Origin of the sequence: Streptomyces telluris, assembly GCF_024519335.1 — a bacterium.
Lineage (GTDB): Bacteria > Actinomycetota > Actinomycetes > Streptomycetales > Streptomycetaceae > Streptomyces > Streptomyces telluris.
Genome location: NZ_JANIID010000001.1, coordinates 228,175 through 242,082, shown reverse-complemented (window position 1 = coordinate 242,082; position 13,908 = coordinate 228,175). Strand labels below are relative to the sequence as shown.

Sequence of the window (13,908 nt, the reverse complement as noted above, 5' to 3'; positions counted from 1 at the left end):
AGGTCTCCAAGGGGTACGGGGTGAAGGGGGCGGCCCGCGGCACCGCCGCCGGCGGGCGGCGGCGGACGTCACGGCCGGAACGCAGGCATCAAGGGCCCGGTCCGGCGGCGGGTGCTTGAGGAGACGTCCGGCCGGGGCCGCTATTCGTCGGTGTCAGGCCTGGCCGGAGGGCTTGGCGCGGACGTGCATGCGCTCGCCCTGGGGTCCGAAGAGGCTGAGGATCTCCACGGGCGCCTCCCCGGTGCTGCCGAACCAGTGCGGCACCCGGGTGTCGAACTCGGCGGCCTCGCCGGCCTGGAGGACGATGTCGTGCTCGGCGAGGACCAGCCGCAGCCTGCCGCCGAGCACGTACAGCCACTCGTATCCCTCGTGCGTGCGGAGCTCGGGGCGGCTGCGCGAGGTGCCCATGACCATCTTGAACGCCTGCACCCCGCCGGGCTGCTGACTCAGCGGCACCATCGTGGAGTCCCCGTGCCGGACCGGCTTCAGCCGCACGCGCGGATCACCGACCGGCGGCGCGCCCACCAGCTCGTCGAGGGGGACCTGGTGGGCGTGCGCGATGGGCAGCAGCAGCTCCAGGCTCGGCTTGCGCTGCCCGGACTCCAGCCGGGACAGCGTGCTGACCGAGATGCCGGTCGCCTCCGACAGGGCGGCGAGAGTGCACTGGCGCTGCCGGCGGATGCTCTTGAGTCGGGGGCCGACGGCGGCGAGCACTTCTTCCATGCCCTCTATTGCAGAAACAGCAACAAGGTTTGTCAAGGCTCGTCATCCGGCCGCACAGTCTGCGCCAGAGGGACGAGCCGGCGGCGGAGCCGGCCGACGAGCCGAGGGAGCACATCCGGTGAACGACTTCGACTGGGCCGCACTGGCCGACATGCTGGAGCTCGAAGGCGAGGCGCACAGCCCCTACGTGCAGCAGGCCGTCGAGGAGCTGCGGCACCTGACCGGCGGCGCACCGCGGCGGATCCTCGACATCGGCAGCGGCCCGGGGGTCGCGGCCTGCCGCCTGGCGCAGGCGTTCCCGCGGGCCGAGGTCGTCGCCGTGGACGGATCGCCGGAGCTGCTGGCGCGCGCCGAGGAGCGGGCCGCCCGGCTCGGGGTACGGCTGCGGACCCGGGTGGCCGGGTTCCCGGAGGGGATCGACGGCCTGGGGACGGCCGATCTGGTGTGGACGGCGCAGGTGGTCCACCACGTCGGCGACCAGCAGGACGCCCTCGGCCGGCTCGCCGGGCTGCTCGCTCCGGGGGGTGTGCTGGCCGTCGTCGAGGGCGAGATGCGGGCGCGCTCGCTGCCGCGCGACCTCGGCTTCGGGCGGCCGGGCCTGCAGGCCCGGCTGGACGTGGCGATGGCGGAACGGTTCAGCCGGATGCGGAACGAGCTGCCCGGATCCGTCGCCGTGGTCGAGGACTGGCCCGGCATGCTGCGGGCGGCGGGGCTCGCGCAGGTGCGCAGCAAGACCTTCCTCGTCGACCGCCCCGCGCCGCTCGACGAAGGGACGCGGCAGTCGGTGCGGCAGTCCCTGGAGCGGCAGCGCAGGATGTGCACCGAGCTCCTGGACGCCGGGGACGCGGCGACGCTGGACCGGCTGCTCGACCCGGCCGACCCGGCGGGGATCGACCGGCGTGCGGACCTGTTCCTGCTGACCGCGAAGACGGTGCACTTCGGCCTGCGCCCGGAGGACGGCAGCTGACGGAGCATTGCCGATCGCCCGGCGCACAACTTAGGGTTACCTAAGTTGCATGCCGGGCGGTCGCACGGCCCCGCGCCACCGGCCCCGGCATGCGCACGATCGTCGACGGGTGCCGCAAGGCGCCGTGAACGGGAGGGCATCGATGACCACGACGGGAAACGACGACGGACAGGCACCGGCCGGCCGGCACGAGCGCGACATCGTGGCCCAGCTGGTCTTCGGCCAACTGGCCACGCAGACACTGGGCGCCGCCGTACGGCTGGACGTCTTCGCACGCATCGGCGGCGGCACGTGCACGCCCGACGGGCTCGCCGCCGAACTCGGCACCCAGCCCCAGGCCACGCACCGCCTGCTGCGGGCCCTGGCCGGCCTGCAGCTGCTCACCGAGACGGCGCCCGGCACCTTCGCCACCACGGCGGCCGGCGACCTGCTGCGCCCGGACGTCCCCGGCGCGATGACCGCCGTGGCCCGGATGTTCACCGACCCCTCGCTGCAGCGCGGCTGGGACCTGCTGGACGAAGGCATCCGGACGGGGGAGACGACCTTCGACACCGCCTTCGGCACGGACTTCTTCAGCTACCTGCGGGAGCGGCCCGAGCTGTCCGCCGAGTTCAACAAGGCCATGAGCCAGGCCACGCAGCTCGCCGCCGCGGCCGTCCCCGGCCGGTACGACTTCGGCCGCTTCGGCACCGTGGTGGACGTGGGCGGCGGCGACGGAACCCTGCTCTCCGCGATCCTCCGCGCACACCCGCGGCCGCGCGGCATCCTCTACGACACCCCCGAAGGCCTCGCCCAGGCGCCCGAGCGGCTCGCGCGCGACGGCCTCGCCGACCGGGTCACCCTGGAGACCGGCGACTTCTTCGCCTCGGCCCCTCCCGGCGGCGACCTCTACCTGCTCAAGAGCGTGATCCACGACTGGAACGACGAGCAGTGCGCGACCATCCTGCGCCACATCCGCAAGGTCGTCCCGGACGGCGGCGCCCTCCTGATCGTCGAGCCCGTCCTGCCGCCCGTCGTGCCCGCGGGCAACACCGACCTGACCTACCTCAGCGACCTCAACATGCTGGTCACCGTGGGCGGCCGCGAACGCACCGCCGAGGACTTCGCCGCCCTGTGCGCCCGGGGAGGCTTCCGCCTGGACTCCATCACCCCCCTGCCGCGCCCGAACGCCTTCCACCTCATCGAGGCGGTACCGGCCTGAGGCTCCCCCGCGCCGGGCCCGTCACGTCGTGCGCTCGTGCTCCGCGAGGAGTCCAGGACGAGCGGGCCCGCCGCGGCGCGGAACTCCTCGAAATAGGCGTGCCGCGCCCCCGGGATCAGGTGCAGCCGGGCGCCCGGGATGCGGTCCGCGAGGAGGTGCGCGTTGGCCGTGGGGTTGAGGAGGTCGTCGCTGCCGTGCACCACCAGGGTGGGCGCGCGGACCCCGGGCAGCGCGTCCCACGCGTCGTGCCGGTTGCTGGCCGCCAGGTGCCGGCGCCGGGCGTGGGCCGGCATGGCGGGGTCGCCGAGCACGGGCGAAGGGCCCGGGTGGGCCGCGAGCCAGGCCGGGGTGTACATCAGTTCGCGCAGGGCCCGCACGGCCTCGGGCCCCGGCCCGGCCAGCGACCTGCGCACGTCGTCGCCGCGCTCGACGGCGTGCGGGCCGCCCGGCGACGTACAGCCGAGCACCAGCGCGCGGACCCGCTCCGGGTGACGGGCGGCCAGCACCTGGGCGACCCGCCCGCCCATGGACGTGCCGTACACGTGGGCCCGGTCGGCACCGAGGTCGTCCAGCACCGCGATCACGTCCTGCGCGAACCCCTCGATGCTGTACGGCTCGTCGGGCTTGCCGCTCGCCCCCGTGCCCCGGTAGTCCAGGGTGACGGTGCGGTGCGCGGCGTGGAAGTCGTCCCGGACGCCGTCCCACCGGTGATGGCTGCAGGCCTGCCCCGCCAGCAGCACCAGCGGGGAGCCCTCTCCCCCGGTCTGATAGGCGATGCGGACCCCGTCCGCGCTCCCGGCGTACGGCACAGCGCACATCCCTTCCCTCACGCCCCGGCCCGGCACGGCACGCCGAACCGGTGGCCTCCTCCGTGACATCCTCCTCGTGACACCCGGTCGCCCGGCCCTTCAGTGACCCGGATCACGGGAACGCGCGGCACGGGGACACGGCACGGGCACGGCACGGCGCCGGGGCGCGGCTCCGGGGTGCGGCTCCGGGGTGCGGCAGAAGTCCGCTTTCGCTTCTTGCCCCTCTCCCCTCCTGCCGGGAGGATCTGCTGGACCTTCCGGACCTTCCCGACCAGGAGGCACCATGTCCGCTCCCGCCTCGTCGTCCCCCCTGCGCGTGATGTCGTTCAACCTGCGGTACGCCTCCGAGTCCGGACCCCACCCCTGGTCGGAGCGGCGCCCGGTGATGCGGCGGCTGCTGCGGCACGAGAGGCCCCACCTGCTGGGCACCCAGGAGGGCCTGTACGGGCAGCTGCGCGACATCGCCGAGGACCTCGGGCCCCGCTACGCGTGGATCGGGCTGGGCCGGCTCGGCGGCAGCCGCGACGAGTTCGGCGCGGTCTTCTACGACACGCTCCGGCTGGCGCCCGAGGAGTTCGACCACTTCTGGCTGTCCGGCACGCCCGCCCTGATCGGCTCGGCCACCTGGGGGAACACCATCGTGCGCATGGCGACGACGGTCCGGTTCACCGACCGGCACACCGGCGGCGGCCTCCACGTGCTCAACACCCACCTCGACCACCTCCACCAGTACGCGCGGGAACGCAGCGCGGCCCTGATCGGCGAGCGGCTCCGGGCCCTCGACCCGGCCCTCCCCCGCATCGTCACCGGCGACTTCAACGTCCCGGCCCACGGCAACCCGGTCTACGACGCGCTGCTCGGCGACGGATCCCTGGCCGACACCTGGGACACCGCCGCCGAGCGCGGCCCGCAGTACGCGACGTTCCACGGCTACCGGCCGCTGGTCCCGGACGGGGACCGCATCGACTGGATCCTGGTATCGCCGTCGGTGCGCACCGTGCGGGCCGGCATCAACACCTACTCCCTGGACGGCCGCTTCCCGAGCGACCACCTCCCGGTGCAGGCCCTCGTCGAGCTCTGAGCCGCGGCACGCCCCACGGACGCTCCGTGCGCGCGCGGAACGGTAGCAGCGCGCGGGGTGCGGGAGCGGGGGTTTGTCAGAGGGAGTGAAGGCTTGTCCGCCGTGCTCTCCGCGGGATTAGCGTCCGTGGGCATTCCGAGCAGGCGAGCGAGCGAAGAAGGTGCCATGCGATCCATGCGACCCGTGCGTCCCTTGCGGTCCGTACGTTCCCTGAGGTCCGTCGGCTCCCTGCAGGCGCGCCGGCCCGTGTCGTGGCGGAGCCTCGGCACCGGGCTCGTCGTCTTCTCGCTGGCCGCGACCTTGCTGGCGCTGGTGGTGCCGGTGTACCTCTTCGGCAGCGCCGGCCCGGCGGCGGCCGGCGCCCGCACCGCGTGGACCGACGACGGGGAGGGGACCCGGCAGACGCCGTCCGGGCCGCTGACGGCGCTGGACCGGGACTTCGTCCGGCGGGTGCGGCTGGCCGGGCTCTGGGAGAAGCCCGCGGGGAAGCTCGCCCAGGAGCGCGGGACGACGGACGCGGTGCGGATGGCCGGGGACCACCTGGTCGACGGCCACACCGAGCTCGATCAGCGTTCCGTCGACACGGCCCGCTCGCTGGACGTGAGCCTGCCGGAGCGCCCGAGCGCCGAACAGCAGGGGTGGCTGGAGCAGTTGCAGGACTCCCGCGGCGCCACGTTCGACCGGGTCTTCGCCAACCTCGTGCGCGCCGCCCACGGCAAGGTCTTCGGCCTGGTGGCCCTCGTGCGCGACCGCACCGCCAACGCGACGGTGCGGGCCCTGGCGACGCGCGCCAACACCGTCGTCCTCGACCACATCACCGTCCTCGAGAACACCGGACTCGTCGACTTCCCCCACACAGGCGACAACGAAAAGAAGTGACCCCACATGATGCGACAGGCCCATAAACGCTCGAAGTTGCGGACCCGGGCGGTGGTGGCGGCCGCGGCGCTGCTGCTCGGCGGAGGCGGTACGGCGATCGTGGCCGAGTACGCCTCGGCCGGGTCCTCCCGGGACGCCGCGGGGACGCGGGCCGCGGGCGCGGCGACGACCATCTCCTGCCCCGACGTCGGCGACCGGCTGCAGGACGTGCCCGCGGCGGCCCGCACCGAGGTCTCCAAGGGGCTGTCCCGGCTCGACGCCCAAGTGGCCGCGGCTTACGGGAGGATGACGGAGTCGGAGCCCGAGGCCGTCCTCGGCGATCTGCAGCGCGAGCGCACGGAGACGATAGGCCGGATCTCCGACTCCCTCCGCGCCGCGGGCGCGGCAGGCGCGGCGGATACGGCCGGCACCGCGCCGAACGAGCTCACCGGCCTCAGCGGCTGCCGGACCAGCAAGGTCAGCACGGCCGCGGCCGACGACTCCTCACGCACCCTGAGCTCCCGGCTCGGCGGCGGGGGCATGCCGGGCGGCCCGTCCCGCGCCGACTTCGCCGACATCAGGAACGCCCCGGCCGCCAAAGGCACGCCCGCCACGGCCCGCGGAGGGTCGAGCGGAACGTTCACCACCGTGTGCGGTCGCAATGAAAATGGTCACTTCAACCCCGACAATGTCATCGTGACGCCGGGGGTGCGCAACGGTGCCCACCACATGCACGATTACGTGGGCAATAAATCCACCGACGCCTTTTCCACCGACGCGAGCCTCGCCGCGGCGGGCACCACCTGCACCAACGGGGACAAGTCGACGCACTACTGGCCGGTGCTGCGCGTCCTGGACGGAAAAGCCGCTCCGGACGCCCGGGCACCGGGCGGCGGTCACGACGGGAACATGGGAACCATCCTGCGGCCCGCGTCCGTGAGCCTGCAGTTCCGGGGCAGCCCGGTGACGAAGGTGACCGCGATGCCGCGATTCCTCCGCATCATCACCGGCGATGCCAAAGCGCTCACCAACGGCACGGCCAACGCGAATGCCTCGTGGAGTTGCACCGGCTTCGAGAACCGGCAGCTGAAGGACAAATACCCGGTCTGCCCGGACGGCGCGGACGTGGTGCGCACCTTCGCCTTCCAGAACTGCTGGGACGGGCGCGGCACGGACAGCGCCAATCACCGCACCCACGTGGCGTTCGCCCGTGCGGACGGCTCGTGCCCGCGCGGCTTCCGCGCCATCCCGCAGCTGGTGCAGCGGATCACCTACGACGTCCCGGCGGGCGTCCCGTTCGCCGTGGACAGCTTCCCCGAGCAGCTGCACAAGCCCGTCACCGACCACGGCGACTTCATCAACGTGATGCCGGACGCCCTGATGGCGAGGGCGGCGAACTGCATCAACACCGGCCGCACCTGCTGAGGACGTCCTCGCCCGCCCTTCCCTTCGGCCCTTCCGTTCCCACCGACCCCCGGCGCCGGGTGCGCCTCCCCCCACTGCCACCCGGAGCCGGGAAGGCGGCGGCCCCGAACTGCCGGATTCGGGGCCGCCGCGCCATGTCCGGGCCCGGCGGAGCGCGCAGGGCTCACAGGCCGTTGACCCGGGCCCGGCCCGCGGAACCCAGCGGCTGCACGGCGGCGCCGACCGCCCGCGCGGTGCCGTGGGCCCGCGAGCGCAGCAGCCGGGCCCGGGCCAGCAGCCGCCGGCTGCGCAGCGCGAGCTCCAGCTCGAAGCGGCTGTGCGGTTCGCGCATGGCGGGCCCGAAGAGCTTCTCGATCTGGCGCAGGCGGTAGCGCACGGTCTGCGGGTGCACGTTGAGCGTGCGGGCCGCCTCCGGGGCGCCCCCGCTCTCCAGCCAGGCCAGCAGCGTCACTTCCAGGCGTTCGCTCTGCCGCGGGGTGAGGTCGTCCAGGGGCCGCAGCCACCGTACGGACAGGGCCCGGGCCAGGGACTCGTCCTGCAGCACGATCAGGTCGGAGAGGTGGTCGTCGACGAACGCGACGCGGCCGCCCGGGCCGTTCACCGTTCCCGCGAGACCCAGCAGCCGGCGCGCCCAGCGCAGCGACGCCGCGGCTTCGGTGACCGGCACGGAGTGGCCCACGGCGGCCGGCCGGCCGCCCAGCGCCGCCTCCAGGGCGGCGTCCAGCGCGGGCCGGGCCCGTGGCCCCGGGTCGGGGATCAGCAGGCACAGGTCGGCCTCGACCGTGCCCGGCAGTCCCTGGCCGAGCGCCGCGGCCAGCTGGGACGTCAGCTGCGGGGACGGCTGCGGAACGAGGTGGGGTGAGGGAGAGGGCACGTCGCCGGGGGCGGCGAGGACGACCGCCCGCACCCGGCGGGGCAGCGGCCAGCCGGCCTGGCCCGCGAGCTCGGCCAGCACGTCGGAGGGGATGCACCGGTCGTCGGCGAGCGCGGCGAAAAGTGCCTGGCGCGCCCGGGTGCCGGGCATGGCGGTGACGACGCGGGCGGGTTTTCGCCGCGGCTGCGGTATGCGCCCCGCGGCGGCCTCGGGCCCCAGCCCCAGCGTCTGCAGCAGCGCCTGCTCGACGGCGGTCCGGGTCGCTTCCGGGCCGATGCGCTGTGCGACCGCCGAGAACGCCGGCGTGCTGCGCTGGAGTTCCTCGGCCAGCCGGGCGGCGACCGCGGGGAGTTCCCTTCTCACCGCCCGGGACCACTCACCGCGCGGCCGCGACCAGATGCGGTTCAGGATTTCGCACATCGTCTACCTCCGGACTTCCGTTCCGGGCGCGAGGGCCGGGAAACCGGAAAATGCGGGCCGGGCCGCTCTCGCCTGAGTGGGCATCATCAGCAGTCGGCGGCCGTCGGGGGGACAGCCGTACGGGAATTTGTCACAGCGCGATAAACCTTATGAAGATCCTGCGGAGATGGACGATGCTTCTGCACATTCGGCCGCCGGGCTTCCCGTGGCCGGCCGGTCACACCGTGTGAATTCAACAAGGGCCCTCCCGGCGGATATCGCCGAAGCGAGGGATTTCCGGATTTCTCAGGAACACGGGCGGTCGCCGGAAGCACCGGAGACCGCTCGGCGGAGACCCGTATGCACATGTCGCGAATGCAAACCCTTCCTCGACCCCGGGCCACGAGGGCGCGGGCCCGGCCGCAGCTGCGGCCCTCGGCCCGCCCCGCCCTTCCGGCGGCGATCCTGCTCCTCCTCGCCGTCGCCGCCCGGGCCGGAGTGGCCGAACGGACGCAGGAGTTCCTCGACTTCGGCGCGGGGGTCCTCGCGCTCGTCTCGCTCACCTCCACCGTGCTGTGGGGGCTGGCCGCAACCGACCGGCGGCTGCTGGGCTCGGCCCACCGACTCCTCGCCCAGGGCGTGCACCGCGGGCTGGCCGTGGCCGGGCTCGGCTTTCTCGCCCTGCACATCTGGGTGAAGGTTGCCGAGGACCGTACCAGTACCGCGGCCGCGGCCGTTCCGTTCGCCGACAACACGCAACCACTGCTCATCGGCCTGGGCACGATGGCGGGTTACCTGTTCGTCGCCGTCGCGGTCACCGGGGCGTTCCGCAGCGCGTTCAGCGGCGTCGGCAGCTCGCGCCGGTGGCGGGCCCTGCACATGGCGGCCTACCCGGCCTGGGGCGCGGCCCTGGTGCACGGGCTGCACGCGGGCCGTCCCGCGGCCGGCTGGGCCACCGCGGCGTACGCGCTGTGCCTGGCGGGGGTGGCGGGCGCCCTGGCCCTGCGCATGCGCTCGCGGCTGCGCGAGGAACGCGCGGGCCGCGGGAGCCGCGGAGGCGCATCGTGAACCGGACCGTGCCCGCACTGGCCACCGTCGGGCCGCCGAGGCTCCTGGCCGGCCTGGACGAGACGGCGTGGATGGACCGGGACGCCCACCTGTCCGTGCACGGCCCCGCCCCCGACCTGGACACCGGCGAACTCGCCGCGCTCGCCGAGGAGACCGGCCTGCGGGGCCGTGGCGGCGCGGGCTTCCTGTTCGCCCGCAAGCTGCGCGCGGTCGCCGCGTCCCTGCACCGCAAGGGCTCGTCCGCCGCCGTCGTCGTCAATGGCAGCGAGGGCGAACCGGGCTGCCTGAAGGACACGGCCCTGCTGCTCTACGCCCCGCACCTCGTCCTCGACGGCGCCGTGCTCGCGGCGAAGGCCCTCGGCGCCCGGCGCGTGGCCGTCGGCGTGACCCGCCCCGACGTCGAACGGTCGGTGAACCGCGCCATCGCCGAACGCGACGCCTCCGAGCCGCGGGCGGACGTGACCCTGCTGCCCGAACGCTTCGTCACCGGCGAGAGCTCCGCGCTCGTCCGCGGCATCGACGGCGGCCCCGCGCTGCCGTCCGGCCGCCGGATCCGCACCAGCGAGAGCGGGCTCGGCGGCTCCCCCACCCTGCTCTCCAACACCGAGACCTTCGCCCAGCTCGCCGTCGCGGCGCGGCTCGGGGCCGCGGGCTACGGCGCGTGCGGGCTGCCCACCGAGCCCGGCACCGTCATGCTGACCGTCGCCGGCACCCACGTCGTCGAGACCCCGACCGGCGTGCCCATGACGTACATCCTCGACCTGTGCCGGACGGGGCCGGGCCAGGGCGTCCTGGTCGGCGGCTACCACGGCAGTTGGCTTCCGGCGCAGGCCGCCCGGTCCGCCACCGTCTCGCGCGACTCGCTCGCCGCGGCCGGGGGCGTCCTCGGCGCCGGAGCCGTGCTGCCGCTGCCGGAGACGACCTGCCCCGTGGGCGAAGTGGTCCGCACGGCCCGGTGGCTGGCGGCCCAGTCGGCAGGGCAGTGCGGGCCCTGTGCCCTCGGCCTGCCCTCCCTCGCGGACGCCCTGGCCGACGCGGCGGACGGCGGCGGGCAGCGCGCCCTGGACGCGGCCCGCGCGCGGATGGCCGCGGTCGAGCGGCGCGGGGCCTGCGCCCACCCCGACGGTACCGCCCGCTTCGTGGCCTCCGCGCTCACGGTGTTCACCGACGAGTTCGCCGCCCACGCCCTCGGGCACGGCTGCGCCCGCCCGACGCTCGGCGCCCTGCCGCTGCCCGAGGAGCCTGCCGTGCACACCTCCGTGTCGCCGGCCCGGGCGGACGGCTCCGCCCGGCCGCCCGCCGAGCAGCTGCTGGTGGACTGGACGCTGTGCCAGGGGCACGGGTTGTGCGCGGACCTGCTGCCCGGCCTGCTGCGGCTCGGCGCGGACGGCTACCCCGAGCGGGCCGTGATGCCCCTCCCGGCGCGGATGCGCGGCCGGGCCCTGCGGGCGGTGCGGCGCTGCCCCGCCCTCGCCCTGCGCATCGCCGCCTCCGGCTGAGCGCCGCTTTCTGTCACCGGATGACAAATTTCCGGTCCCGTTGAGCGGACGAAGGGACCGGCTCCGTATCCCCCCTGCAACGGCGGTTCACCGCCGGAACACGAGCAAAGGACGGTTCATGAACAAGCTGCGTCACGCCTCTCTCGCAGGAGCGGCGATCACGGTCATGATGCTCACGGCGGCCTGCGGCGGCGGTGACTCGTCCACGAAGGACGACTACGGCAAGGCCCCCGCCGGGAGCTCCTCCAAGATCGGCGGGGGGTACGGGGCCGGTGGCTACGGCTCCGGCGACTCCTCGCAAACGCAGGCGAAGAACGCCCCGGCCAAGGAGATGACGGTGCGCGAGGCCCCGGGGATCGGCTCCGTCGTCGCCGACAGCGCGGGCATGACCCTCTACCGCTTCGACAAGGACACGGCGCAGCCGCCCGCCTCCACGTGCGACGGCGACTGCGCGAAGGCCTGGCCCCCCGTGCCGGCCGGCGACGCGACCGCCGCCTCCGGGATCGGGGCGAAGGTCGGGGAGGTCGTGCGCGCCGACGGGACCAAGCAGCTCACGCTCGCCGGCTGGCCCGTCTACCGCTACGCCAAGGACACCGCGCCCGGCGACGCCAAGGGCCAGGGAGTGGGCGGCACGTGGAGCGCGTTCGCCCCGGACGGCAAGAAGGCGGGCGCGAAGCAGGAGGAGAAGGACGGGAAGAAGGACCAGGAGCAGGGAGGGGAGAAGGCGAAGGACGGCGAGGAGCAGGGCGGGAAGCCCGCCGCCGCGGGCGTGTCCGTCGCCGACAACCCCGCCCTCGGCAAGATCCTGGTGGACGGCAAGGGGCGGACCCTGTACCGGTTCGCCAAGGACAGCGCCTGGCCGATGAAGTTCGCGTGCACCGGTACGTGCCTGGAGACGTGGAAGCCCGCCGAGCCCGTCGAGAAGAGCGCGGTGCGCGGCGTGCCGGAGAAGCTGATCACCACCGTCACCCGGCCGGACGGCACAGAGCAGCTGGCGGTCGACTGCTGGCCGGTCTACTGGTTCACGGGCGACAAGAAACCCGGCGACACCGCGGGACAGGGCAAGCAGGGCCTGTGGTTCGCCGTGAACGACCAGGGCAAGAAGGTCACTTCGGCCCCCGCGGCCTGACACGGGGGCAGGGCCGGCGCCCGGCTCCGCAGGGCCGGGCACTCGCCCCCGTGCGTCAGCGCCCCAGCCAGGGGCCGAGGAAGTCGGCCGCGGCGGGCAGGGTGCCGCTCAGGAGGGCGCCGACGATCTGGATGCGGTGGGTGCGGACGAAGCGGCGCAGGCCGGTGCGCTTCCGCGGTGCCGGGAACCGGCGTCGCCGGAGCCTGCGCGACCGGGGAATGCAGGGCCGGGGGATGCGGGGTCGGACGATGCGTGATCGGGGCATGGCGGTCCTTCGGTCCGGGGTCGGCACGGCGGTGCCCTGCGGCCCGCAACGGTCCGCAGGGCACGGGCGGCGGCGTTCAGCAGCGGTGGCAGAGGAGTTCGTCGCGTTCCGCCGGGGAGGCGTCGTCCAGGTAGCCCTCGGGGATGGGCACCTGCCCGTGCCCCGAGCCGGTGTTGACCTCGCGGATGTGCTCGCTGATCGCCGTCGGCCACGAGGCGTTCGCGGGCGCCCCGGCGGCGGGCCTCTCCCAGTCCTCGTCGCACAGGAATCCGCCGGCGTTCAGCTCGCGGTAGCAGTGGACGGCCTCACCGGGGCGGTCGCGCAGCAGTCCCTCCAGGAAGAGGCAGTAGGCGCTGGTGGCGTCGTCGGCGCCGGCGGCGTACCGCCACCAGAACCGCGCCCCCGCCTCACAGCCGTTGAGGTAGAGCAGGCAGCCCAGGCCGCGGGCGCCCACGGGGTCGGTCGGGCGCTCGGCCTCCGCGAACTCCACCAGCCGCTCGGCCGCACCGGGCGCCTGGGCGACCTGGCTGCACAGCTCCTTCAGATCGCGGCGCAGGCGCCGCTTGAGCTTCCACAGCGAGGCGAGGGCCTCGCCGCCGACGGACTGCAGGAGCAGGTCGGCCAGTTCCGGGGAGGTGGGAACCAGCCAGTCGTGGGCCGGGCCGCGGGCGGCGAGGGCGCGGCGCCGCTCCACCTGCTCGATCCGGGCCCGCAGCAGGCGGTCGTCCTCGGCGCGCTGCTCGCTGCTGTAAGCGGGGGTCCGGATCTGTGTCCCGCGCAGGATGTCGTCGATCATCCGTGGTGGCCTTTCTCGTGTGCGGGCGGTTCGTCGGCGGGCGCGTCGAGGAGCGCGGCCAGGGCGCTGCGGCCGGCCGCCAGGTGGGAGCGGACGGTGGAGGCGGCAAGGCCCGTGATGTCGGCGATCTCCTCGGGGGTGTAGCCGAGGAAGTAGTGCAGGGTGATGCAGAGGTTCTGCCGCTCGGAGAGCCGGGCCACGGCCCGGTGCACCTCCATGCGCACGGGGATCTGGTCGACGTCCTCGCTGGGGATGCCGGCGATGGGTTTGACCGTGGGCTCGAAGGCGAGGCCGACCGGAACGCAGGGGCGGCGGTCGCGTTTTCGTAGTATGTCGGCCACGACGTCACGGAGGATCTTGAAGGCGAAGGCATCGGTGCTGGCGCTGGCCAGCGCGTCGTCCCAGTGCAGGTAGAGCTTGAAGAAGGCCTCGTTCGCCGCCTCACGGGCGTCCTCCATCGAATACAGCTTGACGTAGGACCAGTTCACGTAGCTGCCCCGTTTGCGCAGGACGAAGGACTCGTAGACCACCGAGTGCTGATCCTTGGCGGCCGTGCCCAGCACGGCGTGCCGGGCGCTCACGCCGGACCCCGCACGTGGTGCTGTTCTGTGCGCCGTACGAGGGTCGCCCCCCTGCGGCGGCCGGTCGGCGCCGTGCCGTCGAACATCACGTTTTCCCTGGTTTCTTTCCGAAGCGGTCCGGACCCGGTGCCCCCCGAGGACCCGGGAGAGCAGCACGTGCTCTCACTTCTCATGCCGTCCCGGAGGCCCCGCGCGTCCAGTCCGTCGCATAAAAACCTTGACGGAACGTAACT

General features: G+C 74.1%; 13 protein-coding genes and 1 pseudogene. 8 read left to right on the top strand and 6 right to left on the bottom strand.

What is annotated here, in order from left to right:
* Positions 1-153 precede the first annotated feature (153 nt).
* Positions 154-723, bottom strand: a complete 570-nt coding sequence (locus NQU55_RS01050; RefSeq protein ID WP_168092189.1) for a helix-turn-helix domain-containing protein — start codon at positions 721-723, stop codon at positions 154-156.
* A gap of 118 nt (positions 724-841) precedes the next feature.
* On the opposite strand from NQU55_RS01050, the gene NQU55_RS01045 reads away from it, so the two are divergent.
* Together NQU55_RS01045 and NQU55_RS01040 are read left to right on the top strand one after the other, a co-directional pair.
* Positions 842-1,690 carry a class I SAM-dependent methyltransferase gene (locus NQU55_RS01045; RefSeq protein WP_168092190.1) on the top strand — a complete coding sequence of 283 codons (849 nt, stop codon included), beginning with the start codon at positions 842-844 and terminating at the stop codon, positions 1,688-1,690.
* Positions 1,691-1,832: 142 nt separating this feature from the next.
* Complete coding sequence (locus NQU55_RS01040; protein WP_168092191.1) at positions 1,833-2,891, top strand: methyltransferase; 1,059 nt, start codon at positions 1,833-1,835, stop codon at positions 2,889-2,891.
* A gap of 50 nt (positions 2,892-2,941) precedes the next feature.
* On the opposite strand, the pseudogene NQU55_RS01035 reads toward NQU55_RS01040, so the two are convergent.
* Positions 2,942-3,709, bottom strand: a pseudogene (locus NQU55_RS01035) (alpha/beta fold hydrolase); the annotation flags it as partial.
* A gap of 274 nt (positions 3,710-3,983) precedes the next feature.
* On the opposite strand from NQU55_RS01035, the gene NQU55_RS01030 reads away from it, so the two are divergent.
* The 3 genes from NQU55_RS01030 (at position 3,984) to NQU55_RS01020 (ending at position 7,064) form a co-directional block, all read left to right on the top strand.
* A complete protein-coding gene (locus tag NQU55_RS01030) occupies positions 3,984-4,781 on the top strand; it encodes an endonuclease/exonuclease/phosphatase family protein (protein WP_168092192.1) in 798 nt (265 codons plus the stop codon).
* A gap of 174 nt (positions 4,782-4,955) precedes the next feature.
* A complete protein-coding gene (locus NQU55_RS01025) occupies positions 4,956-5,660 on the top strand; it encodes a DUF4142 domain-containing protein (RefSeq protein ID WP_168092193.1) in 705 nt (234 codons plus the stop codon).
* 6 nt (positions 5,661-5,666) lie between these two features.
* A complete protein-coding gene (locus NQU55_RS01020) occupies positions 5,667-7,064 on the top strand; it encodes a DUF1996 domain-containing protein (protein ID WP_168092194.1) in 1,398 nt (465 codons plus the stop codon).
* 163 nt (positions 7,065-7,227) lie between these two features.
* On the opposite strand, the gene NQU55_RS01015 is transcribed toward NQU55_RS01020, so the two are convergent.
* Positions 7,228-8,358 (bottom strand): PucR family transcriptional regulator, encoded by a 1,131-nt coding sequence (locus NQU55_RS01015; protein ID WP_168092195.1) that lies wholly within the window; start codon positions 8,356-8,358, stop codon positions 7,228-7,230.
* A 345-nt stretch (positions 8,359-8,703) separates the two neighbouring features.
* On the opposite strand from NQU55_RS01015, the gene NQU55_RS01010 reads away from it, so the two are divergent.
* From NQU55_RS01010 to NQU55_RS01000, 3 genes are all read left to right on the top strand, one after another.
* Entirely contained in the window at positions 8,704-9,405 is a 702-nt protein-coding gene (locus tag NQU55_RS01010; RefSeq protein WP_240976249.1) for a hypothetical protein, read from the top strand.
* On the top strand, positions 9,402-10,904 hold the full coding sequence (locus tag NQU55_RS01005) for an NADH-ubiquinone oxidoreductase-F iron-sulfur binding region domain-containing protein (RefSeq protein ID WP_256789421.1): 1,503 nt from the start codon (positions 9,402-9,404) through the stop codon (positions 10,902-10,904). The genes NQU55_RS01010 and NQU55_RS01005 overlap by 4 nt, the downstream gene beginning before the upstream one ends.
* A 118-nt stretch (positions 10,905-11,022) precedes the next feature.
* Positions 11,023-12,033, top strand: coding sequence for an SCO0930 family lipoprotein (locus tag NQU55_RS01000; RefSeq protein WP_168092196.1), 1,011 nt, complete (start codon positions 11,023-11,025; stop codon positions 12,031-12,033).
* Positions 12,034-12,088: 55 nt separating this feature from the next.
* On the opposite strand, the gene NQU55_RS00995 is transcribed toward NQU55_RS01000, so the two are convergent.
* The 3 genes from NQU55_RS00995 to NQU55_RS00985 form a co-directional block, all read right to left on the bottom strand.
* Positions 12,089-12,298 carry a hypothetical protein gene (locus tag NQU55_RS00995; RefSeq protein ID WP_168092197.1) on the bottom strand — a complete coding sequence of 70 codons (210 nt, stop codon included), beginning with the start codon at positions 12,296-12,298 and terminating at the stop codon, positions 12,089-12,091.
* Positions 12,299-12,374: 76 nt separating this feature from the next.
* The gene (locus NQU55_RS00990) at positions 12,375-13,094 is read right to left on the bottom strand and encodes a hypothetical protein (protein WP_168092198.1); all 720 of its coding nucleotides are present in this window, start codon (positions 13,092-13,094) and stop codon (positions 12,375-12,377) included.
* Positions 13,091-13,675 (bottom strand): RNA polymerase sigma factor, encoded by a 585-nt coding sequence (locus NQU55_RS00985; protein ID WP_168092199.1) that lies wholly within the window; start codon positions 13,673-13,675, stop codon positions 13,091-13,093. The genes NQU55_RS00990 and NQU55_RS00985 overlap by 4 nt, the downstream gene beginning before the upstream one ends.
* Positions 13,676-13,908: the final 233 nt, after the last annotated feature.